Here is a 25983-nt window from a genome sequence, read left to right on the forward strand (position 1 = left end):
GGCTTGCTCGCGACAGCGGTAGCTCAAGCAAAGAAGAGCCCGGATTAAGTCAGGCTGAGCGGGCCATGATCAAGCCACTGTCGCCCGCCGCTTCCAAACGAATCGCTACAAACTTCGACGTCGGCGTATGGCTGCCATCCCCGGTGCTTTCCAGTGGCACCAGCGGGTTCACTTCCGGGTAATAAGCCGCTGCCTGCCCCGCTGGAATATCAAACGCCAGCAAAGTAAAGCCTTTGACGCGGCGCTCACGACCATCCTCCCACAGCGACACGATGTCGGCCTTCTGCCCCGGCTTGAAGCCCAGGCGGATGATGTCGGCTTCGTTGACGAACAGCACATCACGCTGGCCTTTCACGCCACGGTAGCGGTCGTCCAGGCCGTAAATAGTGGTGTTGTACTGATCGTGGGAACGCATCGATTGCATGATCAGGTCCGGCACGCGGCCTGTGGCGTGGGTGCGTTCATGAATCAAGTCTTTGGGCAGCACGTTCGGGCGGAAGTTGGCCCGGCCCGAAGGCGTGTTCCAACGACGTGCGCCGGCGGAGTTGCCCAGGTAGAAACCGCCTGGGTGTTTGATGCGTTCGTTGAAGTCCTTGAAGCCAGGGATGGTGTCGGCGATCAGGTCGCGAATGCGCGCGTAGTCGGCCACCAGCCAGTTCCAATCCACTGGTTTACTGCCCAAGGTTGCGGCGGCAATACCGGCGAGAATCGCAGGCTCGGATTTCATCAGCTTCGACAGCGGCTGCAGCTGGCCATTGGAGCCGTGCACCATGCTGAACGAGTCTTCCACGGTTACGGCTTGCGGGCCGTCGGCCTGGATGTCGATGTCGGTACGGCCCAGGCACGGCAGGATCAGCGCGTCTTTGCCGTGCATCAGGTGGCTGCGGTTGAGCTTGGTGCTGATCTGCACGGTCAGGTCACAGCTGCGCAGCGCTTCAAAGGTGCGTGGGCTGTCTGGCGTGGCTTGGGCGAAGTTGCCGCCCAGGCCGATAAACACTTTGGAGCGGCCTTCGAGCATGGCGTGGATCGCTTCAACCACGTTGTGGCCGTTGTGGCGCGGCACCTGGAACTGAAAACGCCGTTCCAGGGAATCGAGGAACGCCACCGGTGGGCGTTCATTGATGCCCATGGTGCGGTCGCCCTGCACGTTGCTGTGGCCACGCACCGGGCACAAGCCGGCGCCTGGGCGGCCGATATTGCCGCGCAGCAGCATCAGGTTGGCGATTTCCTGGATGGTCGGCACCGAGTGGCGGTGCTGGGTGATGCCCATCGCCCAGCACATGATCACGTTCTTGCCTTTGGCGTACATACGCGCCGCTTGCTCGATCTCTACCAGGGGCAGGCCGGACTGCGAGACGATTTCATCCCACGAGGTGTCGTCGATCTGGCCGAGGTAATCCAGCACATTGGCCGTGTGTTCGTTGAGGAAGTCGTGGTCGAACACGGCTTCTTTGCCTTCGGCCTGGGCCTGGCGTTCCCACAGCAGCAGGAACTTGGCCATGCCGCGCAGGATGGCCATGTCGCCACCCAGCGCCGGGCGGAAGTAGGCGGTGTTGGTTGGCTTGTCGCCGTTGGTGAGCATTTCCAGCGGGTGTTGCGGGTGCTGGAAGCGTTCCAAACCACGCTCTTTCAACGGGTTGATGCACACCACCTGGGCGCCGCGTTTAACCGCCTCACGCAGCGGTTCGAGCATGCGCGGGTGGTTGGTGCCGGGGTTCTGGCCCCACACGAAGATTGCATCGGCGTGTTCAAAATCATCAAAGGTCACGGTGCCTTTGCCGACGCCCACGCTTTGCGCCAGGGCGACGCCGCTGGCCTCGTGGCACATGTTTGAACAGTCCGGGAAGTTGTTGGTGCCGTAGGCGCGCACAAACAGCTGATAGAGGTACGCCGCTTCGTTGCTGGCCCGGCCCGAGGTGTAGAACTCGGCCATGTCCGGGCTTGGCAATGCATTGAGGTGCTTGCCGACCAGGTCGAACGCCGCTTCCCAGCTGATGGGCGTGTAGCGGTCGGTTTCGGCGTCGTAGCGCATCGGCTCGGTCAGGCGACCCTGGTATTCCAGCCAATAGTCGCTTTGCTCCAGCAGCGCGGTGACGCTGTGCTTGGCAAAGAATGCCGCATCCACACGGCGTTTGGTGGCTTCCCAGTTGACCGCCTTGGCGCCGTTTTCGCAGAACTTGACCATGCCGCTTTCCGGCGAGTCGCCCCACGCGCAGCCAGGGCAGTCGAAGCCGCCGTTCTGGTTGGTCTTGAGCATCATGCGCAGGTTTTTCAGCGCGTTGTCGCTGGTCAGCCAGGCCTGCGCCACGCTGATCAGCGCGCCCCAGCCGCCAGCCGGGCCTTTGTAGGGCTTGTAGCGCGGGGTCGGGGTTTGGTCGGCTTGGTGGTGCTGGCTCATGACGGGTTCTCCATCGCAGGGCTGTAGACCCGCGGCGCACTTTTCTGCGGCAGGTGGATGAGATTGAGGTTGTGCCGGCGCGCCCATTGCAGGGCCAGGCCGGTGGGCGACGACAGGCTGACCAAGGTCTGGATGCCCGCGCGCAAGACTTTCTGGATCAATTCGAGGCTGCAGCGGCTGGTAACAATCGCCAGGCCGCCGTCGGTCGGAATCTTTTGGCGGATCAGCGCACCGATCAATTTATCCAGGGCGTTATGCCGGCCGATGTCTTCGCGGCCCATCAGCAATTCGCCCTGGTTGTTCATAAAAACGGCCGCGTGCACCGCGCCGCTGTACTGGCCCAAGGGTTGGAAAGCACTGATGCGTTGGCGCAGGCCGTTCAGCCATTCGGCGGGCGGCAAAGGCGCGCCGGGGAGTACTTCTAAGTTCGGTAGGGCTTGTTCGACGGCTTCAACACCGCATAACCCGCAACCGCTGGTGCCTGCCAACTGGCGTCGTTGCTGCTTGAGGTTCCAGAAAGCGCGGCTTGATATCTGCACCTGAGCGTACTGAGTTGAGCCAGAACCGCTGAGTTTGAGGTCATAAATGTCGCTAACGTCGTCGATAATCCCGCTGCCGATGCTGAAGCCGACAATGAAGTCTTCGAGGTCCGTCGGCGTCACCAGCATCACCGCCTGGCTGATGTCGTTATAGGCAATCGCCAAGGCCACTTCTTCTGCCAACGCAGTGCTGGCCACTTCTGTTTGCTCAAGATTGCAAAACTGGTAGCTCTGGCTGGCGGCGGGCGCGGGCGTTTCGAGGGCGGGCGCCGCGCAGGCTGGGCGCTTGGCGTTCATGGGGCAATACCACCGGCGGACTGATCAGTGGTTAGACTAGGCGCGACAAAGCGTCGCGTCTAATTGCCAGTACTGATCTACCGATAGATGACGTCGATCAAGACTCTTGCTGCGATTTCTGAAACAGCGCGAAACAGGCTTCCGCCAGCGCCGAGCGCGGGGCACTGCGGCGCATGATCAACCCCAGGCGCGCCAGGGTGTGAGCGTCTTCAATGGGTTGCAGGCGCAGGTGCTCGGTCAGGGCATCAAGGCCGCCGTCCAGTGGCATCACGGCGCAGCACAGGCCGCCGTGCACGGCCTGTAACAATTGATGCACTGCATCGGTTTGCAGCAATGGCTGCGGGTTGAGCCCACGGCTGTGAAAGTTGTGGTCGATGGACTGGCGAAAGTGCATGCCGCTGGTAAGCATGCCCAAGGGCAATTCGATCAGCGCTTCCCAGCTCAACGGTTGGTCGCCGAAGCTGAAAAACCGCTGGTCGTAGAGCAGGCCCATGCGCGTTTCGCTCAGCGCCAGCGAGTCGAAGCGGTCGTTGTCCAGACGCTCCAGGTAGGACACGCCCAGGTCCAGGCGATTGCTCGCCAGCTGTTCGAGGATTTGCTCGGAGCTCAATGCCGAGAGTTCAAAGCGCAGGCTCGGGTGTTCTTTATGCAACTGCTGCATCAGCGCCAAAGGATCGAAGCTCGACAGCGGCACCACGCCCAGGCGCAGCGTACCGACCAAATTGCCGCGACACGCCGCCGCTTCGGCGAGCAAGCCGTCATAGGCTGCCAGCACGGTGCGGGCCCACGCCAACACACGTTCGCCCGGTGCGGTAAAGCCTTCGAAGCGCTGGCCGCGATTGACCAGCGGCAAGTCCAACTCTTCTTCCAGGTTGCGCAGGCGCATCGACAGGGTCGGCTGGGTGATGTGGCAACGCGCTGCCGCCTGGCCGAAGTGACGGGTCTCGTCGAGGGCGATGAGGAATTTCAGCTGTTTGATGTCCATCTTCGCTCCGGGCTTATTCCAATGGCGAGGGATTCTAGCGCGTTTGGGTCTTTGGTCGGCCTGGAACCCGAGTCCGCAGGACTGGTCTAGTCTTGGGCATCTGGAACTTAAATCCCAAGGAGAGTGCACCATGAGTATTTTTAGCTTTGTTAAGGAAGCAGGCGAGAAGCTGATTGACCTGTTGACGCCGGGTAATGCCAACGCAAGTGATGAGCTGAAGAAACACATCAGCGCTGTCGGGCTTGGTAACCCGAATATCACCGCCACCGTTGATGGCGACAAGGTCACCGTCAAAGGTGAAGTTGCCACCCAGGAAGAGAAAGAGAAAATCATCCTGGCTGCGGGCAATATTGCCGGTGTTGGCAGTGTAGAAGACCAGATCACCGTGACTGGTCCAGCCGTGGCTGCCGCCCGTTTTGTAGTGGTGAAAAAGGGCGATACCCTCAGCGCGATTTCCCTGGCGGTGTACGGCAACGCCAATCAGTACAACAAAATCTTCGAGGCCAACAAGCCGCTGCTTAAAGATGTGAACAAAATTTACCCAGGGCAAACACTGCGTATTCCTGAGTAACACGCAGGCCCAACTGTGGGAGCGGGCTTGTGTGGGAGCTGGCTTGCCTGCGATAGCATCACCTCGGTTTAATGATAAATCGAGGCGCCAGCATCGCGGGCAAGCCCGGCTCCCACACGGGCTTTAGAGCTCGGCAATAAGATCCCGGTAATCTCCAACCGCTGCAAACTCCGCCGTGTCCTTTGGCCCCTTCTTGCTGTCCGGTTCTTTCACCGCCAGCAAGTGCCCCACGCCAAAATCCCGAGCACTGCGCAAGATCGGCAAGGTGTCATCGATAAACAGGCTGCGGGCTGGGTCGAAGTGGATGTCGGCTTGCAGGGCTGCCCAGAATTGCGGGTTCTCTTTGGGAAAGCCGTAGTCGTGGGAGCTGATCAATCGTTCGAAATACGGCGCCAGTTCAATGCGTTCCAACTTCAAAGACAGCGAGTCGCGATGAGCGTTGGTGATGAGGATCACGCGCTTGCCGGCCTGTTTGATCGCCGCCAGAAACGTATCCGCGTCCGGGCGCAGGGCGATCAAGTGGGCGGTCTCCAGCTTGAGTTCACGCACCGGAATGTTCAGCTCCGTGCTCCAGAAGTCCAGGCAATACCATTGCAACTGCCCGGCGTTACGCTCGAACAGCGGCTGCAATTCCATCTCGGCCATGGCCCGGCTCACGCCGTGCAACTCGGCGTAGCGTTGGGGCAAGTGCTCCATCCAGAAGTGGTTGTCGAAATGCAGGTCGAGCAGGGTGCCGTCCATGTCCAGCAAGACGGTGTCGATGGCGTGCCAGTTCAAAGAGGGCATGGGGCGTTCTCATGTAAGTAAAGATATCCGACACAGACAATCGGAAAAGCCACGGTATAGTAACCCGATCACGCCAAGGAGCCGCTTATGCGCCAGAAACCCACCGTACTCGCCCGCGAAATAGTCGCCAGTAGCCGTTTGTTCCGCGTGGAGGAAGTGCAATTGCGCTTTTCCAATGGCGTTGAACGCACCTACGAGCGCCTGGTGGGCCGCGGTGCCGGCTACGGCGCGGTGATGATCGTGGCGATGATCGATGAAGAGCATGCGTTGCTGGTGGAAGAGTACTGCGGCGGCACCGATGAATATGAATTGTCGCTGCCCAAGGGGCTGATCGAGCCCGGCGAAGACGTGCTGGCGGCCGCTGACCGCGAACTCAAGGAAGAAGCCGGCTATGGCGCGCGGCAGTTGGAACACATCACCGAACTCTCGTTGTCGCCCGGCTACATGAGCCAGAAGATCCAGGTGGTGCTGGCCACCGACTTGTACGAAGAGCGCCTGGAAGGGGACGAGCCTGAACCGATGCGTGTGGAGCGGGTCAACCTTCGCGAGTTGTCGCAATTGGCGCAAAACGAGCAATTCAGCGAAGGCCGCGCCCTGGCCGCACTGTATTTGGTACGAGATCTGTTGACCCAGCGTGGAGCGTTTACCGCATGAGCGAACTGTTTTTAGGCCACCCGTTTATCGCCCCTGTGATTGAGCTGGCGCGTCAGGCCGGCGAAGTGATCCTGCCGTATTGGCGTGCCAATGTGGCGGTCACCTCCAAGGCTGATGATTCGCCGGTGACGGCGGCGGACCTGGCCGCTCACCATCTGATTTTGGCGGGCCTTACCGCGCTCGATCCGAGCATTCCAGTGCTGTCCGAGGAAGACGCGGATATCGACCAGAGTGTGCGCGCAAGCTGGCAGCGCTGGTGGCTGGTCGACCCGTTGGATGGCACCAAGGAATTCATCTGCGGCAGTGAAGAGTTCACCGTCAATATTGCCCTGATCGAGCAAGGCCGCGTGGTGTTTGGTGTGGTGTCGATGCCGACCAGTGGCCGCTGCTACTTCGGTGGCGCGGGTCTGGGCGCGTGGCGCTCGGATGTGAGCGAGGCGCCCAAGCAGATTCAGGTGCGTCAAACTCCGGCAGCGGGCGAGGCCTTTACCGTGGTGGCCAGCCGTCGTCATACCAGCCCGGAGCAGGAGCGCCTGCTCGACGGTCTGAGCGAAGGGTTGGGGGAACTGAAACTGGCGAATATCGGCAGCTCGCTGAAATTCTGCCTGTTGGCCGAGGGCAGTGCCGATTGCTACCCGCGTTTGGCACCGACTTCGCAGTGGGACACCGCTGCGGCCCAAGGTGTATTGGAAGGGGCAGGAGGCGCGGTGTTGGAGTTGAGTGGCGAGCCTTTCAGCTACCCGGCGCGGGCATCACTATTGAACCCGTTCTTTTTGGCACTGCCGGCGAAGGCCGCGTGGCGTGAGCGATTGCTGACCCTGGCTCGTTCTTGAGCCATTGAACGAGCTTTTTTGTGGCGAGGGAGCTTGCTCCCGCTGGGCTGCGCAGCGGCCCCAAAAATCTTACGGGCGCTACGCACCCGAGCGGGAGCAAGCTCCCTCGCCACAAAAGCCTGTCCCACAGACGTTAGTTTCTAGCGGTGCAGTACGTACTGGCCCGTAAAGGCCACCGCTCGCTCTTCACTGCCGTCATTCACAATCCACGTCTCCAGCGTCAATCGCGCCCGGCCATAACGCTTATACGTCGCCACAAAACGCTTCCACACTTTCTCCTCCGGCGCCTGGCACACCACCGTCGCATCCCGCGTGACCGGCAGCGGATAACTGATCTGCCCTTCCTGAATCACGATATGCCCATCTTCAATGCCTTCTTCACGCAATTGCAGATGCAGCCAACCCCAGCCCGCCAGCACGGCGCCGCAATACAGGCTGCCGCCAAACATGGTGCTCTTGTGGTTGATATTGGCCTGCAAGGGCAGGTGCAACTGCAATTGGCCGTTTTGCCAGTCGAGCACCTTAAGGCCCATTTCCCGGGTGAGGGGGATGTCGTGGTGAAGGATGGATTCCAGGTAACGGCTGTCGCGGCTCATGATGGCCTCTTGGCAGGTGGGCGGGGTCATTCGTCGTCAGTGCTGTGGCTGGCGTTGTCGGCGAAGTTCAGGCCGTGCTTGCGCAGTTTGTCGTGCAGGGTTTTGCGCGGTATACCCAGGGCTTCGGCGAGGCTGCGCACCGAGCTGTGGGGGCGGGTCAGTTCGGCGGCAATCAGGCTTTTTTCGAATTGCTCGACTTGTTCGCTCAAGCCGCCGGGGGTGGAGGTCAGCACGCCGGCAGCGGGATTGTCCGCCGTGGCATCCAGGGCCAATTCCAGCCCAAGGGCAAAGCGCTCCGCCGCATTTTGCAGTTCGCGCACATTGCCCGGCCAGCTGTGGCGCAACAGCAACGCACGCTGGCCCGGTTGCAGCTCGTGCAGCGGCAGGCCGTGGCGGCTGCTGGCTTCGTCGGCAAAGTGCTGGAACAGCATCAGCGCATCTTCACCGCGCTCGCGCAGCGGCGGAATACGCAGCGGCGCGACATTGAGGCGGTAATACAAGTCGGCACGGAAACGGCCCTGGTCGGCAGCCTGACGCAGGTCTTCCTTGGTGGCGGCGATGATGCGGATATCCAGCGGGATCAGCTGATTGCCGCCCAGGCGTTCCACCACGCGCTCCTGCAACAGGCGCAGCAGCTTGACCTGCACATCCAGGCTCATGCTTTCGATTTCATCGAGGAACAGCGTGCCACCGTTGGCGAATTCGAACTTGCCGATACGGCGTTTCTGCGCGCCGGTAAAGGCGCCGGGTTCATGGCCGAACAGCTCGCTTTCGACCACCGATTCAGCCAGTGCGCCGGCGTTGATCGCCACAAACGGACCGCTGCGCCGGCTCGACAGGTCGTGCAGCGCGCGGGCCACCACTTCTTTGCCGGCACCGGTTTCGCCGAGGATCAGCACGTCGGCACGGGTCGCAGCCAGAGCGCCGATCTGCTCGCGCAGGCGCAGCATTTGCGGCGAGTGCCCGACCAGGCGCGTGCTCAATTGCTGGCGGTCGCTGAGGGCCAGGCGCAGGCTGCGGTTGTCCAGCACCAGCCGGCGCAGGGCCAGGGCGCGGCGCACGCTGTCGAGCAGGGCGTCGCTGGCGAAGGGTTTTTCGAGGAAGTCATAGGCGCCGGCGCGCATCGCTTGCACCGCCAGCGGTACATCGCCGTGGCCGGTGATCAACAACACCGGCAGCTCCGGGTCCTGGCCGTGCAGTTCGGCGAGCAGCTCCAGGCCGTCCATGCCGGGCATGCGGATGTCGCTGACCACCACGCCCGGCCAATCGCGGGACAGGCGAGCAGTGAGGCCGGTGGCTTCGCCCAGGGTCAGGACCTTCAGCCCGGCCAGGTCCAGGGTCTGGCACAGGGCCTGACGCAGGTGTGGATCGTCGTCGATCAACACCACCTGAATCCCGTTATCGATACTCATACACTGCGGTCCTCGGACGGTTGCAGACTGACGCCCGGCGAGCCGGCACGCAATTTCAAGGTTAACAGCGCGCCACCTTCCTTGTGGTTGGCGTACAGCAGTTCGCCGCCAAAGGCACGCATCAACGTGTCACAAATCGCCAGCCCTAACCCAAGGCCTTGGGTGCGCGTCTTGGTGGTGTAGAACGGCTCGCTGGCGCGGCCCAGGGCTTCCATGCAAAAGCCTGGGCCGTTGTCGCGAATGTACAGGTTGACGCCTTGTTCGGTGGTTTGGGCACTCAGCCACAGTTTGCGCGGCGGGCCTTTTTCGGTGAGGGCGTCGAGGGCGTTGGCCAGCAGGTTGCCGAGTACCTGGCGCAAGCGGGTTTCGCCGGCTTGCACCCACAGGGTGGCTTCCGGCAGGTCACGGATCAGCTCGACTTCCATTGATCGGCGCCGCTTGGCCAGCAACGCCAGCGCATCATCCAGCGCCGGTTGCAGGGCCACGCTTTCCGGGGCGTGACGGTCGCGTCGGGCGAACGCGCGCAAGTGCGCGATGATCGAGGCCATGCGCCCAGTCAACTCGCTGATCAACTTGAGGTTACCGCGCGCGTCGTTGGTGCGCTCATGGTCGAGCAGAATCTCGGCGTTCTCGGCGTAGCTGCGAATCGCCGCAAGGGGCTGGTTGAGTTCGTGGCTGATACTCGCCGACATGGTGCCTAACGCGGACAGTTTGCCGGCCTGCACCAGGTCATCCTGGGCGCGGACCAACTCCTGCTGGGCGTGCTCGCGCTCCAATACTTCCTGTTTCAGGCGCCGGTTAAGGCCTTCCAAGTCACTGGTGCGCTCGACCACGCGCGCTTCCAGTTCACGGCGCGCCTTGGCTTCGAAGGCGATGCGCTCCAGGTAATGTCGACGGCGCTGCATCATCAAGCCCAGCAGCAACATCAGCACCAGCAACGTGGCGCCGCCCACGGCTACCACGGTGCGTACCGGGCGGTTGATCAGCGAGCGTGGCGCGAGAATTTCTACGTTCCAGCCGGTTTCGGCGATGGCCGTGGATTGGCGCAGCCAGGCCGTGGTGCTAAGTGCCAGCGGCTGTGGATCGCGCGTCGGGTAGGGCTGGATGGCGATGATCGCCTGGCGTTCTTCAGCAGTCAGCGGCCGGGTGGCGCGGAATCGCCATTGTGGGCGCGAGGTGAGGATCACCACGCCGTTGTGGTCGGTCACCAGCAGTTGTTCCGGCGTGTTACCCCACAGGCTTTCGGTGTGGTCCAGGTCGACCTTGACCACTAGCACGCCAATGATTTTGTCACCGTCACGCACAGCAGCCGCGAAGAAGTAGCCGCGCTTGGCTGAGGTGGTGCCCAGGCCGAAAAACCGCCCCAGGCGGCCGGCCATGGCTTCGCTGAAGTAGGGGCGGAAGGAGAAATTGCGCCCGACAAAGCTGTCTTGTTTGTCCCAGTTGGACGCGGCGAGGGTCTTGCCGGTGGTGTCCATCAGGTACATCACTTCCACCCCGGCCTGGGCGGCGACGTCCTTGAGCAGCAGGTTGGCGTTGGTCAGGTTAGTGCTGACATGGGGCGCATCCAGCGCGGTACGCAGGGCCGGCAAGTCACCGAGAATCTGCGGCAGCACTTCATAGCGGTGCAATGTGCCGAGCAGGTTGGCGACGTACAGGTCGAGGGTCTGGCGGTTTTGCCCGGCCAGTTCGCTGCGGTAATAGCGCTCGGCCAGGTGCTCCAGCGGCCACAGCAGCGGTGCCAGGCACAACGCCAACAGGGCGAGGCTGCGCCAGCGGGGTCTTCGCGGAAGGGGTGGAGTCATGGGGGATGCGCCTGTGGGGACAGGCGCATTATGCCTGATTAGGCGATCAGGTCCTTGGGCTCGGTGTTGCCCAAGCGTTCACCTTGATAGCTGCCGTCCTGGACCCTGCGGCACCAGTCGAGGTTATCGAGATACCACTGCACGGTTTTGCGCAGGCCGGTTTCGAAGGTTTCTTCCGGCACCCAGCCGAGTTCGCGCTCGATCTTGCTCGCATCGATCGCGTAGCGCTGGTCGTGGCCCGGGCGGTCCTTGACGAAGGTGATCAGGTCGGTGAATTTTGCAACGCTGGCCGGGCGTTGTGGCGCCAGTTCTTCCAGCAGGCCACAAATGCCGCGCACCACGTCGATGTTCTTCTGCTCGTTGTGGCCGCCGATGTTGTAGGTCTCGCCCACCACACCCTCGGTGACTACTTTCAACAGCGCGCGGGCGTGGTCTTCGACGAACAGCCAGTCGCGTACCTGCAAACCATCACCGTAGACCGGCAGGGGCTTGCCCGCGAGGGCGTTGAGGATGACCAGCGGGATCAGTTTTTCGGGGAAGTGGAACGGCCCGTAGTTGTTCGAGCAGTTGGTCAACAGCACTGGCAGGCCATAGGTGCGCTGCCAGGCGCGCACCAGGTGGTCGGACGCTGCCTTGCTGGCCGAATACGGCGAGCTGGGCGCGTAGGGTGTGGTTTCGGTGAACAGGTCGTCCACGCCGTGGAGGTCGCCGTAGACCTCATCGGTAGAGATGTGGTGGAAGCGGAATGCGCTCTTGGCCGGCTCGTCGAGCTTCTGCCAATAAGCGCGGGCGGCTTCCAGCAGGCTGTAGGTGCCGACGATGTTGGTCTGGATAAAATCCGACGGGCCGTCAATGGAGCGGTCGACATGCGACTCGGCGGCCAGGTGCATGATCGCCTGCGGCTCAAAGCGCGCGAGCACGGCGCTGACGGTGGCCTGGTCGATGATATCGGCCTGCACGAACTCATAGCGGCTGTTGGACGCGATGCTGGTCAGCGACTCCAAGTTGCCGGCGTAGGTGAGTTTGTCCAGGTTGAGCACTTCGTGCTCGGTGTGTTGGATCAGGTGGCGGATCAGGGCAGAGCCGATAAACCCGGCACCACCGGTGATGAGAATGCGCATGTCGAGGGGCCTTTTCCTTAGACGGACACTGGGCGAATGAAGCATAGCTTGAGTTGTGAAGTGGGCCGGTGCAAGCGTGGGATGCGTGAGGGGTTGATTAACGCCCCTGAACAATGGCGATATAGACGCCTGAAAAAGCAGAGGTCGCCACCATGTTGCTCGCCACGTTGATACATCGTGCCAGTTTGCCTTGCCCACAGGTGAGTGCGGCTCAAGCTGCGCAACTACTCGAGCAACATTACGGTCTGACGGGCGCACTGCTGTCGCTGGGCAGCCAGCAGGACCTCAACTACCGAGTCGACAGCGAGCGCGGCCGGTTTGTGCTGAAAATCTGCCGGGGTGACTACGCAGCCGTTGAGTTGCAGGCCCAGCACGCGGCCCTTAATGACCTGCAGACACACGTGCGCGTGCCCAAGGTGATCCGCGCACTTAACGGGGAAGAGCTGCTGACGGTCACCGTCGACCATCAAGTGTTACACCTGCGGGTGCTGGACTACATCGACGGCCATCCCCTCACCCAGCTGCCTCACCTGGGGCGCGAGGTAATCGCAGGCTTTGGTGAGCTGTGCGGGCAAGTCAGCCACGCACTCGCGCGTTTTGAGCACCCGGGCCTTGACCGCACGCTGCAATGGGACGCGCGCCACGCTCACGAACTGATCACGCACTTGCTGGCCACCCTGGAGAACCTGCCCCATCGCGACGCCATCGAGCGCGTGGCCAAGCACGTCGACGCGCGCATTCGGCCTTTGGCCGAGCACCTGCCGTGGCAAGCCGTGCACATGGACATCACCGATGACAATGTGGTTTGGCAGCGCGATGCCCAGCGGCATTGGCAGGTTCAGGGGGTGATTGATTTCGGCGATCTGGTGCACACCTGGCGCATTGCCGACCTGTCGGTGACCTGCGCGGCGCTGTTGCACCATGCTGACGGCGACCCCTTTGCCATATTGCCGGCGATCCAGGCCTTTCACGCGGTAACACCGTTGCAACGCAACGAACTGCAAGCGCTGTGGCCGCTGATCGTCGCCCGCGCGGCGGTGTTGGTGCTCAGCAGCGAGCAACAACAACGGCTGGACCCGGATAACAGCTACTTATTGAAAAACGCCGAGCACGAGTGGGAAATCTTCCATGTGGCGACCTCGGTGCCGTTTGAGTTGATGGACGCGGCGATTCTGCGCTGCGTCGGTGAGAGCCTGTCGCCGATTGCCAGTGAGGATTTCGCGCCTTTATTGCCAGGCCTGGTGGGGCGTGAGTTTGCGCTGATCGACTTGGGCGTGCTCAGCCCGCATTTCGAGGCCGGCAATTGGCAGCAGCCTGGCATAGACCGGCGCCTGCTGGATGAAGCAGCGGCGGTGCATGGGTTGGCGGCCAGCCGGTATGGTCAATATCGGCTGTCACGTACCTGTGCCGACAGTGCCGTGGAGCCCGACACATTCCCCCTGCACGTGGCGTTGCATTTGCCCCACGGCACCGTGTTGGAAGCGCCCTTTGGGGGCACATTGCGCCAGGGCGCCGACGGTGTGCTGTGCGTGCACGACGCCCAGTTGAGCCTGCGTTTATGGGGTGTAACCACGGCGTTGAAGCCGGGCGCAATGCTGGTGAAGGGGCAAATCCTCGGCGAGGTGCATGCGCCACTCACCGTGCAGCTGTGCCGCGCCGACCTTGAGCCGCCGCTGTTCTGCACACCGACCAGAGCGCAGGCATGGCAGGCGCTCTGCCCATCGCCCGCTACCTTGCTGGGGCTGGCCTGTGATGCGGAGCCCGAGATGGACCCCGAGGCCCTGCTGGCTCGACGCGATGCCAGTTTCGCCCGCTCACAGAAGCACTATTACGTTGACCCGCCGCGCATCGAGCGCGGCTGGCGCAACCACCTGATCGACATGCAGGGCCGTTCCTACCTGGACATGCTCAATAACGTCGCGGTGCTGGGCCACGGCCACCCGCGCATGGCGGCGGTGGCGGCGCGGCAATGGTCGCTGCTCAACACCAATTCGCGCTTTCACTACGCGGCGATTGCCGAGTTCTCCGAGCGTTTGCTGGCGCTGGCGCCGGACGGCATGGACCGGGTGTTCCTGGTCAACAGCGGCACCGAGGCCAATGACCTGGCGATCCGTCTGGCCTGGGCCTATAGCGGCGGGCGCGACATGCTCAGCGTGCTGGAGGCCTACCACGGGTGGTCGGTGGCGGCGGATGCGGTGTCCACCTCGATTGCCGATAACCCGCAGGCACTGAGCAGCCGCCCGGAGTGGGTGCACCCGGTCACCGCGCCGAATACCTACCGCGGCGAGTTTCGTGGGCAGGACAGTGCGCCGGACTACGTGCGAAGTGTGGAACACAACTTGGCGAAAATTGCCGCGAGTAAACGCCAGTTGGCGGGTTTCATTTGCGAGCCGGTGTATGGCAACGCCGGAGGGATCTCCCTGCCACCGGGCTATTTGCAGCAGGTTTACGGGTTGGTGCGCGCCCAGGGCGGCGTGTGCATCGCCGATGAAGTGCAGGTGGGTTATGGCCGTATGGGGCATTTTTTCTGGGGTTTTGAAGAGCAAGGTGTGGTGCCGGACATCATCACCATGGCCAAAGGCATGGGTAACGGCCAGCCGCTCGGCGCGGTGATTACTCGGCGCGAAATCGCCGAGGCGCTGGAGGCCGAGGGGTATTTCTTCTCGTCTTCAGGCGGCAGCCCGGTCAGTTGCCGCATTGGCATGGCCGTGCTGGATGTGATGGCGGAAGAAAAACTGTGGGAAAACGCTCAAGTAGTGGGCGGGCATTTCAAGGCGCGCCTGGAAGCGCTGATTGATCGTCACCCGTTGGTCGGCGCTGTGCATGGTTCCGGGTTTTATTTGGGCCTGGAGTTGGTACGTGACCGGCAGACCTTGGAGCCCGCCACAGAAGAAACCGCGCTGTTGTGTGATCGCCTGCGGGAGCTGGGGATTTTCATGCAGCCGACTGGCGATTACCTCAACATCCTGAAGATCAAGCCGCCGATGGTTACCTCCAGACGCAGTGTGGATTTCTTTGTCGACATGCTGTCGAAGGTGCTGGATGAGCACCTGTGAGTAGTCGATTGTTATCGGCTATTAACTGTAATGTTTGTAATTCATGATCTTTTAGCGCTTTTAAAGCCGATTTTTATCCGTTATAAAGTCGGCCTTCACCCCCATTCGGAGTCCTGCACGCCATGACCACCCTGCACAGCACACCTCGCGCCGATGGCTTCTACATGCCCGCCGAATGGGCGCCACAAACGCAAACCTGGATGATCTGGCCCGAGCGTCCAGACAACTGGCGCCTGGGTGGTAAGCCGGCGCAGGCCGCCCACGTGGCGGTGGCCAAGGCCATTGCGCGGTTTGAGCCGGTGACGGTCGGTGTGTCCGCCGGGCAGTACGAAAACGCGCGTGCGCGTTTGGACGTGCCCAATATCCGTGTGGTGGAAATGTCCAACGACGACGCCTGGGTGCGCGACACCGGCCCAACCTTCGTGATCAACAACAGCGGTGAAGTGCGCGGCGTGAACTGGGATTTCAACGCCTGGGGCGGTTTTGACGGTGGGCTGTACGCGCCGTGGAACCGCGACTCGCAGGTGGGCGGCAAGATCCTCGAAATCGAGCGCGCCCCGCGTTACCGCACCGAAGGTTTTGTGCTCGAAGGCGGTTCGATCCATGTCGACGGCGAAGGCACGCTGATCACCACCGAAGAATGCCTGTTGAACCGCAATCGCAACCCGCACCTGGATCGCGCGGCCATCGAAGCGGTGCTCAGCGCCAACCTGGCTGTGGATAAGATCATCTGGCTGCCGGACGGCCTGTTCAACGATGAAACCGACGGCCATGTGGATAACTTCTGCTGCTACGTGCGCCCAGGTGAAGTGTTGCTGGCCTGGACCGATGACCCGCAAGACCCCAACTTTGCGCGCTGCCATGCTGCCATGGACGTGCTGCAAAGCAGCACCGACGCCCAGGGCCGCGCGTTTACGGTGCATAAAATGCCGATCCCGGGGCCGCTGTACGCTACCGAGGAAGAGTGCGCCGGTGTCGACCCGGTGGACGGCAGCCAGGAACGTAACCCGACCGTGCGTCTGGCCGGTTCCTACGTTAATTTCCTGATCGTCAACGGCGGCATCATTGCACCGAGCTTCGGCGACCCGCTGGACAGCCAGGCCAAGGCAATCCTGCAGAACCTGTTCCCGCAGCACGAAGTGGTGATGGTGCCAGGGCGGGAACTGTTACTGGGCGGCGGCAATATCCATTGCCTGACTCAACAGCAGCCGGCCCCGCACAAAAACTGAGTGCAGTTGTAACAGCGTCTGAGCGATACCTGCGTGCTACCTGTTCGTAGCGCCCACAGCAAGCCCGCGGCCCAGCACGGTCGCGGGCTTTTTTGTGTCCATATGCCTATAAACAGGGGAGATTGGCATAGCTCTTGTATCGGTGTTGTCACAGCCACTCAGGGTGATGACTGCACAGTTCTGTCACAAACCTTGAGTAAGTTAGCCGCTCACGCAGTAGGAGAGAGCGCTGAAATGAATGCCGATATCAACCTGATCTACACGCGCCCGCTCCACCCCACGCGGGTTAACGGTGATGCGATCCATGCGCTGGCGCTCTGGTTGAAGGCAAACGGCTCGCGACAGGTGAGGCAACCGCCTGACTTGCGCAGTGTGATGAGTGAACGTTACCCGGTGGGGTTGTTCAGTGAGGATGAAGTGCGCGCGTTGTGTGAGCTGATGCAAAGCTGAAGCACACTGAGATTTAAATGTGGGAGCTGGCTTGCCTGCGATGGCTTCGCCGCGATATGACTGGCACACCGCGGTGCCCGCATCGCAGGCAAGCCAGCTCCCACACTGACCGCGTGAAACTTAGAAACTGTAGGTGCCTGTCACCACCAAACTACGCGGCTCGCCCGGCTGGATCTGCGCCGCACTGGTCGCCGACTCATAGTAGTTTTTGTCGGCGATATTGTTCAGCGCCGCGCGTACATCCCATTCCTTCTGGCGGAACCCGGCCAGCGCGTCCCAACGGCCATAACCCGGCAGCACTACGGTGTTGAGGTTGTCGGCATAACGGTCGCCCACCAGCGTCAAGCCGGTTTCCGCGTACCAGCCCATCTCCGGTTTCCAGGTGATAAACAGGCTGCCATTGCGCTTGGCCACATCGCTGACGCGCTTGCCTTCAAAGCCGTTGTTGTCCTTCTCGACCTTGGCATCCTGCAGGCCAATGCCGCCGCGCACGTACCAATTGCCGACGATCTTGCCGGTAGCTGTCAGCTCCACACCGCGCGAGCGTTGCACGCCGGTAAGCAGGGTAATGGTGCGGTCCAGCGGGTCGCTGGTGCGGCGGTTATAAAGCTCAAGCTCGTACACGGCGAGGGTGGTGCTCAGGCGGTCATCGAGCCAGTCGCTTTTTACGCCGATTTCTTTCTGCTTGGTCAGCTCGGGGCTCAGGTCGTTGACGCTGCCCGCGGCGTTCGGGGTGATGCCGATCAGGCCGCCGCCTGCCGGGGAGAAGGTTTTGCTCCACGAGGCATAAAACGAGTGATGCTCCAGTGGCGTCCATACCAGGCCGACGCGCGGGCTGGTGCTGCGGCTTACGACGTCTTGCTGGGTGTTGAGCACCTTGCTGGTGGTGTCCACTTCGAAGTGGTCATAACGCAGGCCAGCCAACAGTTGCCATTGATCGTTGAGGCGCAATTGGTCCTGCACGTACACGGCGCGACTTTCGACTTCAGTGTGGTTGTAACTGGAAAGGCTCATCCGCCCGGTGTGGCTCAGGTGACGGTTGGGTTGGTTGAGGTCCAGGCTCGGTACGGCCTGGCCGCCACGGTTGACGGCGGTGGCGGTGTACAGCTTCGGGTCGCGGCGCTGGCTGCCCAGCTCAAGGCCGGTGAGCAGGCGGTGTTCCAGGCCGAAGGTGTCGAAACCACCTTCCAGCTCCAGGTTGTTGAAGACGTTGCGGGTGGTCAGGTCTTGTTGCCAGCGCTGGCGCGTGACCTTGTTTGTTTTGGGGTCATAGCCGGTCTGGTAAGTGTTATCGAAATCGCTGTCGAGCTTGAACACGCCCAGGGTGTGGCGCAGTTGCCAGTTGTCGTTGAGCTCGTAGGCGAGCTTGGAGCGCAGCGACTGGGATTTGTCGTCGATGTAGTCGCGGCTGTCAAAATAGGTGGCGCTGCGGCTCACGTCCGCCGGGCGCCCGTTGACCCCGGGGATGCCGCGGTCTGGCGTGCGGTTGTAGCGGCTGTATTCGTATTGCACCAACCAATTCAGGTCGGGCGTCAGCTGCCAGCTCATCGACGGTGCAAACAGTTGGCGGTTGCCGCTGACGCCATCGCGAAAGCTGTTGCTGTCTTCGTTGCCCATGTTCAGGCGCAGGCTGATGGTGTCGGTGGGGTCGGTGCTGAGGTCGGCATACAGGCTGCGCAGGTCATTGCTGCCGCCTTGGGCTTCGATGCTGGATTTATGGCCGGCAGTGGGCAATTTACTCACGCGGTTAACGATGCCGCCTTGGCCGCCTCGCCCGTACAGCACGGCTGCCGGGCCTTTGAGCACCTCGATGCGCTCGATGTTATGCAGGTCGCGCACGTACTGGCTGTCGTCGCGAATGCCGTCCAGGTAGAAGTCGTTGCTGGCGTCGAAACCACGAATGCGCAGGCTGTCGAAGCGCGTGTCCGCGCCGCTGCTGACGTTGGGAATCCCGCTTAATGCCTGGCCCAGGTCGTTGGTGCCGTAGGAGCGCAGGCTTTCGGTTTTCACCGAGTCGATTGCCTGGGGCACATAACGCACCGAAGTGGCGGTGCGGGTGGCGGTGTTGGTCTCTTTGACGCGCGGGTCGTCTTCGTCAACTTCGGTGCTGATCGACGTCGCGGGTAAGACGGTGGCGGCGCAGGCAAATCCAGCAGACAGCAGAACAGAAAGCCCAAGGGTGATGGGCGTCAGGCGAGGGGCAGGCATGGGGGAATGTATCCAAAAAGTTTGGGAGGGAAAAAACGCGCTAATGGTAATGCTTTGCATTTACGTGCGTTATGGATTCCCAAACATGTAGGATGTTGAAAATGTTACATGATGTGTTTTATTGACGACTCGGACGGTTTTTCAGGCTTGCGTGAAGGCCCTGGAATGCACCGCTTAGACTTTTTCCGCCTAAATACAGACGATTCACGAAATTGACACATAGTTCAACGCGCGCATAGGATTGCGCCCAACGCCTGTGGCTAACCGCCATGACTCATCCAATAAAAAAAGGCCTGCGGCAGTTCAGTCGTCCGCGGGCCTTCTTTTTCCTGGAGAAAGTTGACACCAGAAAAGCAAAACGGAGCCTGGTGTCACAGCGCGTACTCAACCAGTAATAAGGAATATAAGAAATGTTGAAGCAACGGATGGGTCTGATCGCTCTGGGGATTTTGAGCGCTACGCAGGCAATGGCAAACGACCAGGAGCAATCCAAGGGTTTTGTTGAAGACAGCCACCTGAATATTGCAGCACGTAATGCCTACATCAGCCGTGACTATAAAAACGGCAAGCAAGACAAAGCCGAATGGGGCCAAGGCTTCATCGGCAAGTTCGAATCCGGCTTCACCCAAGGCACCGTCGGTGTGGGTGTGGACGTGATCGGCCAATACGCTATCCGTCTGGACGGTGGTAAAGGTCGCGCCGGCGCAGGCGGTATCGACTTCTTCAAGCAGGGCAATGGCACCACTAACCCTGATGGCACGAACAACCCAGGCTCGGCACCGCACGACTTGGCTAAAGGCGGCGCTGCCGTGAAGTTCCGCGTTTCCAACACCGTGCTCAAGTACGGCGACCAGTTCCCGGCCGTGCCTGTGTTGCAGTACGACAACTCCCGTCTGTTGTCCGAAACCTACACCGGCACTTCGATCGTTTCCAAAGAGATCGCCGGTCTGCAACTGGACGCAGGTCACTTCACCAAAGAAGCCCGCAAGAGCATGGAAGGCACCGACAGCGGCGGCCTGAAAAGCATCAACTACCTCGGTGGTAGCTACAAATTCACCGAAAGCCTGTCGGCCGCGCTGTACGCCTCCGACATGCAGGACGTGCTGAAGAAGCAATACGTCAACGTCAACTACGTGCTGGCCCTGCCAGAAAAGCAGTCGCTGACCTTTGACTTCAACGGCTATAAAACCAAGCTGGACAAGAGCTTCGCTCTGCAAAACCAGAAAGACGAAGACGCCCGCGACAACAAAATCTGGAGCCTGGGCGCTACTTGGGCTGTTGGCCCGCACAGCTTCACCGTCGCTCACCAGCGCAGCACCGGCGACACCGGCTACCTGTACGGCGGCTACCGCAACGCTGGCGGCATTGGCGACGGCGGCAATACCATCTTGCTGGCCAACTCCTACTGGTCCGACTTCAACGGTAAAGATGAGCGCTCCTGGCAAGCAGGCTACGGCCTGGACTTCAGCGCCTTCGGCGTGCCTGGCCTGACCTACAACATCGCTTACGTGCGCGGCACCAACATTGACGACGGTACCAACCGCGGCCGTGGCACCGAGCGTGAAATCTTCAACCAGTTCAAATACGTCGTTCAGAGCGGCCCAGCCAAAGACCTGAGCCTGCGCGCTCGCGCGTCCTGGTTGCGCGTCTCCAACAACGCCAGCGAGTACAACGTAGGCGGTAACGAAATCCGTCTGTTCGCCGACTACCCAATCAACGTTTTCTAATTGATTCGGCGTCGCGCCTGATTCGAGGCGATAAAAACCCCGACTGGTTCGGGGTTTTTTTATGTGCGCCAGGCATGGCGCGTTGCGCGAAGCGCAACCAGCTTGGCTGTGGTGGCCTCGCTGGTGACTTGGAGGTGCAAGTCCTCTACACACCCGGCAAGGGGAAGTGTTAGCCAGAGGCAAGGGTGTCGCGGGTGACTGCGAATCTGAAGGAAGCCCGAGGCAAAATGCTGGCCTGACGAACAGGAAGCGGATAGAGGCGGCGTAGCGGGGTAAGACGGCATAAATCGTTAAAGCCCAATACTTGCACGGAACGCTACGACGTATATCCGACAGGCATAAGCAGGAAGGTCGCGCGAATTACCCTGGGAGATCTGTAGGTTTGCCACTGTGCTACCGGCGTCGAGAGGCGACGGGATGAGCCTGCAGAAGTCAGCCGAGGCCGTAGTAAGTGGCGAAAAAAAAACCACGCCACCAAGGGCCGAACAGGTTATGCCGCCAGTAGGCGTCAGAGTCTCGCTGAATGTCGATAAAGCAGGAATCTCTCCATAAGAGGGCTGTAACCCCAAGTCCCGGACGGAATCCGGGGTTTGCGGCTGGCAGTGCGCAGACATCGGCGGCGTCTGTGACGTGGACGAACGCGGAGCCGGACACGCTGATGGCGCGGGTGCTTGCACCCGCCAACCTCAAGCGTGCGTATCAACGCGTGGTCAGCAACAAGGGCGCACCGGGTGCCGATGGCATGACGGTCGACCAGTTGGCGGGCTATGTGAAACAGTATTGGCCGATCCTCAAGGCTCGGTTGCTGGTCGGCGAGTATCACCCGCAAGGTGTACGCGCTGTCGAAATCCCCAAACCCAAGGGTGGAACACGCCAACTGGGTATCCCCAATGTCGTGGATCGCCTGATCCAACAGGCTTTGCTGCAACAGCTCACGCCGATCTTCGACCCTCTGTTCTCGGACTACAGCTACGGTTTTCGTCCGGGCAGAAGCGCCCATCAAGCCATCGAAACAGCCCGTGACCATGTTGCAGCGGGTTACCGCTGGTGCGTGGAACTTGATCTTGAGAAGTTCTTTGATCGAGTGAATCACGACGTGTTGATGGCCAAAGTTGAGCGTCATGTCGAAGACAAACGCGTACTCAGACTGATCCGCCGTTACCTTGAAGCGGGAGTTATGTCGGGCGGGATCGCCAGCCGACGGCAGGAAGGGACGCCGCAAGGCGGCCCGCTCTCGCCGTTGCTGTCGAACATCCTGCTCAACGAACTCGACCGGGAGTTGGAGCGGCGGGGCCATCGCTTCGTTCGTTATGCCGACGATGCGAACATTTATGTACGTAGTCTCCGTGCAGGCGAACGAGTGCTGGCCGGAGTTGAGCGTTTCCTGAATCAGCGTCTGAAACTGACGCTGAATCGGGAAAAGAGCCACGTGGCACGGCCATGGGTTTGCGATTACCTGGGTTACGGGATGAGCTGGCATCAACAGCCGAGGCTAAGAGTGGCAACGATGAGCCTGGGCCGCTTGCGTGATCGACTCAGAGTTCTTCTGCGCGGAGCGCGGGGTTGCAAGATGGTCAGGACTATCGAGCGAATAAACCCTGTTTTGCGCGGTTGGGCGGGCTACTTCAAGCTGAGTCAGGGCAAAAAGGCCCTCGAAAAGTTGGACGGCTGGGTGCGGCATAAACTTCGGTGTGTCTTGTGGCGCCAATGGAAACGGCCCTCCACGAGGGCGCGTAACCTAATACGCTTGGGGCTCACTGAAGATCGCGCCTGTAAATCTGCCTTTAACGGTCGAGGCCCATGGTGGAACTCGGGAGCGTCACACATGAATCAGGCGTTGCCGAAGAAACTGTGGGACAGACTCGGGCTGGTCTCAATACTGGACACGATAAACCGGCTTAACCGCATAACCTGAACCGCCGTATACGGAACCGTACGTACGGTGGTGTGAGAGGACGGCGGATGTGAATCCGCCTCCTACTCTATGCGCGCCTGCTGGCCTCAAACTTGTTACATCGCAGTACTAATGAAGTACTCCGCGCCACCTTTATCCCCTCCGGGCGCACGCCTAAATTAGCTCCACCTGCCAGCCCATCACCCTGATGGCCGGCCACTGGAGCCACCGCCATGCCTTTTGTCAGCCTGCGCATCACCCGTGACGGCGTTACCTCTGAGCAAAAAGCCCAGGTCATTGCCGAGTTCACCGAAACCCTCGAACGCGTCCTCAACAAACGCCCGGATTTGACCCACATCGTCATCGAAGAAGTCGACACCGACAACTGGGGCTATGCCGGAATCACCACCACTCAATACCGCAAACAGCTCGCGGAGAATCCGTCATGAGCACCCCCGTCACTATCGACTTTATCTCCGACGTGGTTTGCCCTTGGTGCGCCCTGGGCGCCACCGCGCTGGAACAAGCCATCGACAACCTGGCGGGCGAAGTCAAGGTTGAGCTGACCTTTAAACCCTTCGAGCTCAACCCCGACATGCCGGCCGAGGGCGAAAACGCCGTCGCCCACATGATGCGCAAGTACGGGCGCAGTGCTGAAGAAGTCGCCAGCGGCAAAAGGATGCTGATGGCGCGCGGCGAAGCCATCGGCTTCAGCTTCGACCTGGAAAAACGCAGCCACTTCTACAACACCTTCGATGCGCATCGGCTGTTGTTTTGGGCGTTGCAACAAGGGCGGCAGATCGCGCTGAAAAAAGCGCTGCTGCGCGGGTATTTCACCGATGGCCAGAACGTCAGCGAGCACGAAACCCTGGCCCGTTTAGCCGCCGAGGCCGGGCTGGACATTGAAGGCGCCCGCCAGGTGCTGAGCTCTGCCGACTACGCCAATGAAGTGCGCGAGCTAGAGGCGTTCTACCGCGCGCGCGGCATCAACTCCGTGCCGGCCATGGTCCTCAACGGCCGCCAGTTGGTTTCCGGCTCGCAATCAGTCAGTGACTACGAACAGATGCTGCGGGAAATGTCCGCCGCTGCTGCTTGAACCATCCCACTTTCCATACAGAGGTTTCATCATGAGCCATTCGAAAAAAGTCGTTGTGATTACCGGCGCATCCCAAGGCCTCGGCGCCGCTGCGGTGCAGGCTTACCGTGAGCTGGGTTACCGCGTGGTTGCCACTTCGCGGTCGATCAAGCCGTCGACGGATCCGGACATTCTTACCGTGGCCGGCGACATCGCCGACCCCGCCACCGCCGAGCGCGTGATCCGCGAAGGTGTGGCGCGTTTTGGCCGCATCGACAGCCTGATCAACAACGCCGGCATCTTCGTCGCCAAACCCTTCACCAGCTACACCCACGAAGACTACGCAAACGTGCTGGCCGTGAACCTCAACGGGTTCTTCTACATCACCCAATTGGCGATTACCGAGATGCTCAAACAGGGCGCCGGGCACATCGTCAACATCACCACCAGCCTGGTGGACCACGCGATTGATGGCGTGCCGTCGGTGCTGGCTTCGCTGACCAAAGGCGGGCTGAACTCAGCCACCAAATCCCTGGCGATTGAATATGCCAAACGCGGCATTCGCGTGAACGCGGTGAGCCCCGGAATTATCAAGACGCCGATGCATGGCGAAGAAACCCATGCAGCGTTGGGTAGCCTGCACCCAGTCGGGCACATGGGTGAAGCGAGTGATATCGCCCAGGCGATTATCTACCTGGAGAACGCCGGGTTTGTCACCGGCGAGATTCTCCATGTAGACGGCGGGCAAAGCGCCGGGCACTAAACGTCAGGCTTTGACCGGCGCGAGCTTCTTGCAGTTTTCCTTGCGGGTTGGGTATTGCTCGCACTTGCGCAGCACGGTTTGCACCTGCTGCGCATTTTGCATTTGCTGGTTGGCCAACAGCTTTTCGGTGATGAACAGTTCTTCCGAGCCCAGGTTGCGCTCGGCCTTGTCGATCATCGCCAGGGCCGCTTGCCCGTCGCCGCGTTTGAGGTGGTAGCTGATCATCAGGTCGTAGGTGGAGGGCCCGGCCAGGCTCCAGTCCTTGATCGCTTGCAACTCTTTCAGCGCCTCGCTGTTTTTACCTTGGGCGAGGCGCACGGTGTAGGCGGTGCGACGAATACCGGGCTGGTCCTTGACCGGTGACGCCAAGGCTTTACGCACAAAACCATCGGCCTCGGACAGCTTGTTTTTTTCCAGGGCGTCGTTGGCGAAGTACGCATCTTTGTAGCCCTGCATCGCCTTGGCGACGTTCGGCGTACTCTTCATTTTTGCCCAGCGCTCGGTGTTGATGCGGGCGCGGCGTTCCTGGCGATATTCGCGCTGCAGGTACTGGCGCAACTCGGTGTCGCGATCCATCGCCGACATATGCGAGCGGTTGAAGTATTGGGCGGTCGCGGTGATGCCTGTGGTCAGGCCGTCCTTGACCAGCACGTCGAGCTCCTTGGTAAATTGGTTCAGATTGAACTGTTGCAACGAGTCCTGCATGGCGGTTTTGCGCGCGGTCAGGAAGCCCGTGAGCAAAGGTTTCTGTTTACCCTGGAAGTCATTCAGGCGCTCCAGGCTATGGCTTGCAGCACGGGGCGCATAGCCGGCGCGGATCATCAGGTCGGTGCCGAGCAGGTCGGCCTGGTCTTCCTGGGTGCGGCCCCAGGCCGTGCTCCAGACATGGTCGGAAAACGTGTTGGCCAACGCGGTATACAGCACGGTGTTGCCGATGGTTTTCTGAGTGCCGGCCGGGTCTTTGCTGAACAACTTCATGGTGCCGGAACTGCGGTCTACACCGGTGTCGGCGGCCATGGTGGCCAGGGCGACGGTGGAGGCCACCGTGGTGAACATTTCTTTCTGCTGCTGGAAGGCGGCCATGCGGTCGTGGTGATGCAGCAGGACGTGGCTCATCTCGTGCCCGAGCATCGCGGCAATTTCGTCTTCACTGCCCACGTTATCCAGCATGCCCAACGGCACGAACAGGTTGCCATAAGGGTCCGCCGAAGGCCCGAAGGTGTAACTGTCAGTGATCTTCACCTGCAGGGTCGGCAGCTCCCCCGGCCAGCCTTTGGACAAGCGCGTGACAATCCCCTGCAAGTACACCTGCAGCATTGGGATATCCACCAGGTTCTGCTGGCGTGCCTCTACTGCCGGCACGGCGCGCCCGTCATAGCTCAGGCGCTGTTGGCTCTGGCGTTGCGGGTCGAGTTTGTAGTACTGGCGCACATCGGTGTTGTCCACGTAGTGGCCCTGGACCCGCGATTGGGTCGAGGGGCCCACCAGGTTCAGGAACGCCTGGTCGGCGCCCTTCAATGTCGCGCAACCACTGAGTACGGTGCTGGCCAGAAGGCCGGCTGCGAATAGAGATCCCTTCACCGC

General features: G+C 61.0%; 20 protein-coding genes and 1 pseudogene. 11 read left to right on the top strand and 10 right to left on the bottom strand.

Translation table 11 applies throughout. The features are described from left to right. Positions 1-49 precede the first annotated feature (49 nt). From ACA065_RS01315 to ACA065_RS01325, 3 genes are all read right to left on the bottom strand, one after another. Positions 50-2398, bottom strand: coding sequence for an FdhF/YdeP family oxidoreductase (locus tag ACA065_RS01315; protein WP_497692995.1), 2349 nt, complete (start codon positions 2396-2398; stop codon positions 50-52). Next, entirely contained in the window at positions 2395-3234 is an 840-nt protein-coding gene (fdhD, locus tag ACA065_RS01320) for a formate dehydrogenase accessory sulfurtransferase FdhD (protein ID WP_497692996.1), read from the bottom strand. The genes ACA065_RS01315 and fdhD overlap by 4 nt, the downstream gene beginning before the upstream one ends. Positions 3235-3331: 97 nt before the next feature. Beyond that, complete coding sequence (locus ACA065_RS01325) at positions 3332-4219, bottom strand: LysR family transcriptional regulator (protein ID WP_497692997.1); 888 nt, start codon at positions 4217-4219, stop codon at positions 3332-3334. Positions 4220-4349: 130 nt separating this feature from the next. Here ACA065_RS01325 and lysM point away from each other — a divergent pair, with 130 nt between their 5' ends. Beyond that, positions 4350-4790, top strand: coding sequence for a peptidoglycan-binding protein LysM (gene lysM / locus ACA065_RS01330; protein ID WP_159953677.1), 441 nt, complete (start codon positions 4350-4352; stop codon positions 4788-4790). 123 nt (positions 4791-4913) lie between these two features. Here the strand turns inward: lysM and yrfG are convergent, their stop codons facing one another. Continuing rightward, complete coding sequence (yrfG, locus tag ACA065_RS01335; RefSeq protein ID WP_497692998.1) at positions 4914-5576, bottom strand: GMP/IMP nucleotidase; 663 nt, start codon at positions 5574-5576, stop codon at positions 4914-4916. An 87-nt stretch (positions 5577-5663) separates the two neighbouring features. On the opposite strand from yrfG, the gene nudE reads away from it, so the two are divergent. Together nudE and cysQ are read left to right on the top strand one after the other, a co-directional pair. Beyond that, the gene (gene nudE / locus ACA065_RS01340) at positions 5664-6230 is read left to right on the top strand and encodes an ADP compounds hydrolase NudE (protein ID WP_497692999.1); all 567 of its coding nucleotides are present in this window, start codon (positions 5664-5666) and stop codon (positions 6228-6230) included. Continuing rightward, positions 6227-7063, top strand: coding sequence for a 3'(2'),5'-bisphosphate nucleotidase CysQ (cysQ, locus tag ACA065_RS01345; RefSeq protein WP_497693000.1), 837 nt, complete (start codon positions 6227-6229; stop codon positions 7061-7063). Before nudE ends, cysQ begins: the two co-directional genes overlap by 4 nt. Before the next feature lie 140 nt (positions 7064-7203). Here the strand turns inward: cysQ and ACA065_RS01350 are convergent, their stop codons facing one another. Genes ACA065_RS01350 through rfbB form a run of 4 tightly spaced genes read right to left on the bottom strand, consistent with a single transcriptional unit; the run spans position 7204 to position 11997 of the window. Next, positions 7204-7659 carry a YiiD C-terminal domain-containing protein gene (locus ACA065_RS01350; RefSeq protein WP_497693001.1) on the bottom strand — a complete coding sequence of 152 codons (456 nt, stop codon included), beginning with the start codon at positions 7657-7659 and terminating at the stop codon, positions 7204-7206. 26 nt (positions 7660-7685) lie between these two features. Next, positions 7686-9071: a sigma-54-dependent transcriptional regulator gene (locus ACA065_RS01355; RefSeq protein WP_497693002.1), complete on the bottom strand. Its 1386-nt coding sequence runs from the start codon at positions 9069-9071 to the stop codon at positions 7686-7688. Further along, positions 9068-10876, bottom strand: a complete 1809-nt coding sequence (locus tag ACA065_RS01360) for a sensor histidine kinase (protein ID WP_497693003.1) — start codon at positions 10874-10876, stop codon at positions 9068-9070. The genes ACA065_RS01355 and ACA065_RS01360 overlap by 4 nt, the downstream gene beginning before the upstream one ends. Positions 10877-10914: 38 nt before the next feature. Beyond that, complete coding sequence (gene rfbB / locus ACA065_RS01365) at positions 10915-11997, bottom strand: dTDP-glucose 4,6-dehydratase (protein WP_497693004.1); 1083 nt, start codon at positions 11995-11997, stop codon at positions 10915-10917. 152 nt (positions 11998-12149) lie between these two features. Between rfbB and ACA065_RS01370 the strand changes: the two genes are divergently transcribed. From ACA065_RS01370 to ACA065_RS01380, 3 genes are all read left to right on the top strand, one after another. Continuing rightward, a complete protein-coding gene (locus tag ACA065_RS01370; RefSeq protein ID WP_497693005.1) occupies positions 12150-15053 on the top strand; it encodes an aminotransferase in 2904 nt (967 codons plus the stop codon). A gap of 122 nt (positions 15054-15175) precedes the next feature. Next, positions 15176-16282 (top strand): agmatine deiminase, encoded by a 1107-nt coding sequence (aguA, locus tag ACA065_RS01375; RefSeq protein ID WP_497693006.1) that lies wholly within the window; start codon positions 15176-15178, stop codon positions 16280-16282. Positions 16283-16516: 234 nt separating this feature from the next. Next, a complete protein-coding gene (locus ACA065_RS01380; RefSeq protein WP_497693007.1) occupies positions 16517-16732 on the top strand; it encodes a hypothetical protein in 216 nt (71 codons plus the stop codon). A gap of 120 nt (positions 16733-16852) precedes the next feature. Here the strand turns inward: ACA065_RS01380 and ACA065_RS01385 are convergent, their stop codons facing one another. Continuing rightward, positions 16853-18940, bottom strand: coding sequence for a TonB-dependent receptor (locus tag ACA065_RS01385; protein WP_497693008.1), 2088 nt, complete (start codon positions 18938-18940; stop codon positions 16853-16855). 410 nt (positions 18941-19350) lie between these two features. On the opposite strand from ACA065_RS01385, the gene ACA065_RS01390 reads away from it, so the two are divergent. From ACA065_RS01390 to ACA065_RS01410, 5 genes and pseudogenes are all read left to right on the top strand, one after another. Continuing rightward, entirely contained in the window at positions 19351-20667 is a 1317-nt protein-coding gene (locus ACA065_RS01390) for an OprD family porin (protein ID WP_497693009.1), read from the top strand. Between the two features lie 492 nt (positions 20668-21159). Continuing rightward, positions 21160-22582, top strand: a pseudogene (gene ltrA, locus ACA065_RS01395) (group II intron reverse transcriptase/maturase). 212 nt (positions 22583-22794) lie between these two features. Next, the gene (locus ACA065_RS01400; RefSeq protein ID WP_497693010.1) at positions 22795-23010 is read left to right on the top strand and encodes a tautomerase family protein; all 216 of its coding nucleotides are present in this window, start codon (positions 22795-22797) and stop codon (positions 23008-23010) included. Continuing rightward, positions 23007-23657 carry a DsbA family oxidoreductase gene (locus tag ACA065_RS01405; protein WP_497693011.1) on the top strand — a complete coding sequence of 217 codons (651 nt, stop codon included), beginning with the start codon at positions 23007-23009 and terminating at the stop codon, positions 23655-23657. The genes ACA065_RS01400 and ACA065_RS01405 overlap by 4 nt, the downstream gene beginning before the upstream one ends. A 31-nt stretch (positions 23658-23688) precedes the next feature. Beyond that, the gene (locus ACA065_RS01410) at positions 23689-24399 is read left to right on the top strand and encodes an SDR family NAD(P)-dependent oxidoreductase (RefSeq protein ID WP_497693012.1); all 711 of its coding nucleotides are present in this window, start codon (positions 23689-23691) and stop codon (positions 24397-24399) included. A gap of 3 nt (positions 24400-24402) precedes the next feature. Here ACA065_RS01410 and ACA065_RS01415 read toward each other — a convergent pair whose 3' ends face one another. Continuing rightward, positions 24403-25980, bottom strand: coding sequence for a M48 family metallopeptidase (locus ACA065_RS01415; protein ID WP_497693013.1), 1578 nt, complete (start codon positions 25978-25980; stop codon positions 24403-24405). Between the last annotated feature and the right edge of the window lie 3 nt (positions 25981-25983).

This window comes from Pseudomonas sp. LBUM1640 (assembly GCF_059716225.1).

Coding starts and splice junctions, on each gene's coding strand:
- ACA065_RS01400 (WP_497693010.1), top strand. CDS start 22,795: ATGCCTTTTGTCAGCCTGCGCATCACCCGTGACGGCGTTACCTCTGAG.
- yrfG (WP_497692998.1), bottom strand. CDS start 5,576: ATGCCCTCTTTGAACTGGCACGCCATCGACACCGTCTTGCTGGACATG.
- lysM (WP_159953677.1), top strand. CDS start 4,350: ATGAGTATTTTTAGCTTTGTTAAGGAAGCAGGCGAGAAGCTGATTGAC.
- nudE (WP_497692999.1), top strand. CDS start 5,664: ATGCGCCAGAAACCCACCGTACTCGCCCGCGAAATAGTCGCCAGTAGC.
- ACA065_RS01325 (WP_497692997.1), bottom strand. CDS start 4,219: ATGGACATCAAACAGCTGAAATTCCTCATCGCCCTCGACGAGACCCGT.
- cysQ (WP_497693000.1), top strand. CDS start 6,227: ATGAGCGAACTGTTTTTAGGCCACCCGTTTATCGCCCCTGTGATTGAG.
- ACA065_RS01360 (WP_497693003.1), bottom strand. CDS start 10,876: ATGACTCCACCCCTTCCGCGAAGACCCCGCTGGCGCAGCCTCGCCCTG.
- ACA065_RS01355 (WP_497693002.1), bottom strand. CDS start 9,071: ATGAGTATCGATAACGGGATTCAGGTGGTGTTGATCGACGACGATCCA.
- aguA (WP_497693006.1), top strand. CDS start 15,176: ATGACCACCCTGCACAGCACACCTCGCGCCGATGGCTTCTACATGCCC.
- fdhD (WP_497692996.1), bottom strand. CDS start 3,234: ATGAACGCCAAGCGCCCAGCCTGCGCGGCGCCCGCCCTCGAAACGCCC.
- ACA065_RS01410 (WP_497693012.1), top strand. CDS start 23,689: ATGAGCCATTCGAAAAAAGTCGTTGTGATTACCGGCGCATCCCAAGGC.
- ACA065_RS01370 (WP_497693005.1), top strand. CDS start 12,150: ATGTTGCTCGCCACGTTGATACATCGTGCCAGTTTGCCTTGCCCACAG.
- rfbB (WP_497693004.1), bottom strand. CDS start 11,997: ATGCGCATTCTCATCACCGGTGGTGCCGGGTTTATCGGCTCTGCCCTG.
- ACA065_RS01380 (WP_497693007.1), top strand. CDS start 16,517: ATGAATGCCGATATCAACCTGATCTACACGCGCCCGCTCCACCCCACG.
- ACA065_RS01315 (WP_497692995.1), bottom strand. CDS start 2,398: ATGAGCCAGCACCACCAAGCCGACCAAACCCCGACCCCGCGCTACAAG.
- ACA065_RS01350 (WP_497693001.1), bottom strand. CDS start 7,659: ATGAGCCGCGACAGCCGTTACCTGGAATCCATCCTTCACCACGACATC.
- ACA065_RS01405 (WP_497693011.1), top strand. CDS start 23,007: ATGAGCACCCCCGTCACTATCGACTTTATCTCCGACGTGGTTTGCCCT.
- ACA065_RS01385 (WP_497693008.1), bottom strand. CDS start 18,940: ATGCCTGCCCCTCGCCTGACGCCCATCACCCTTGGGCTTTCTGTTCTG.
- ACA065_RS01390 (WP_497693009.1), top strand. CDS start 19,351: ATGTTGAAGCAACGGATGGGTCTGATCGCTCTGGGGATTTTGAGCGCT.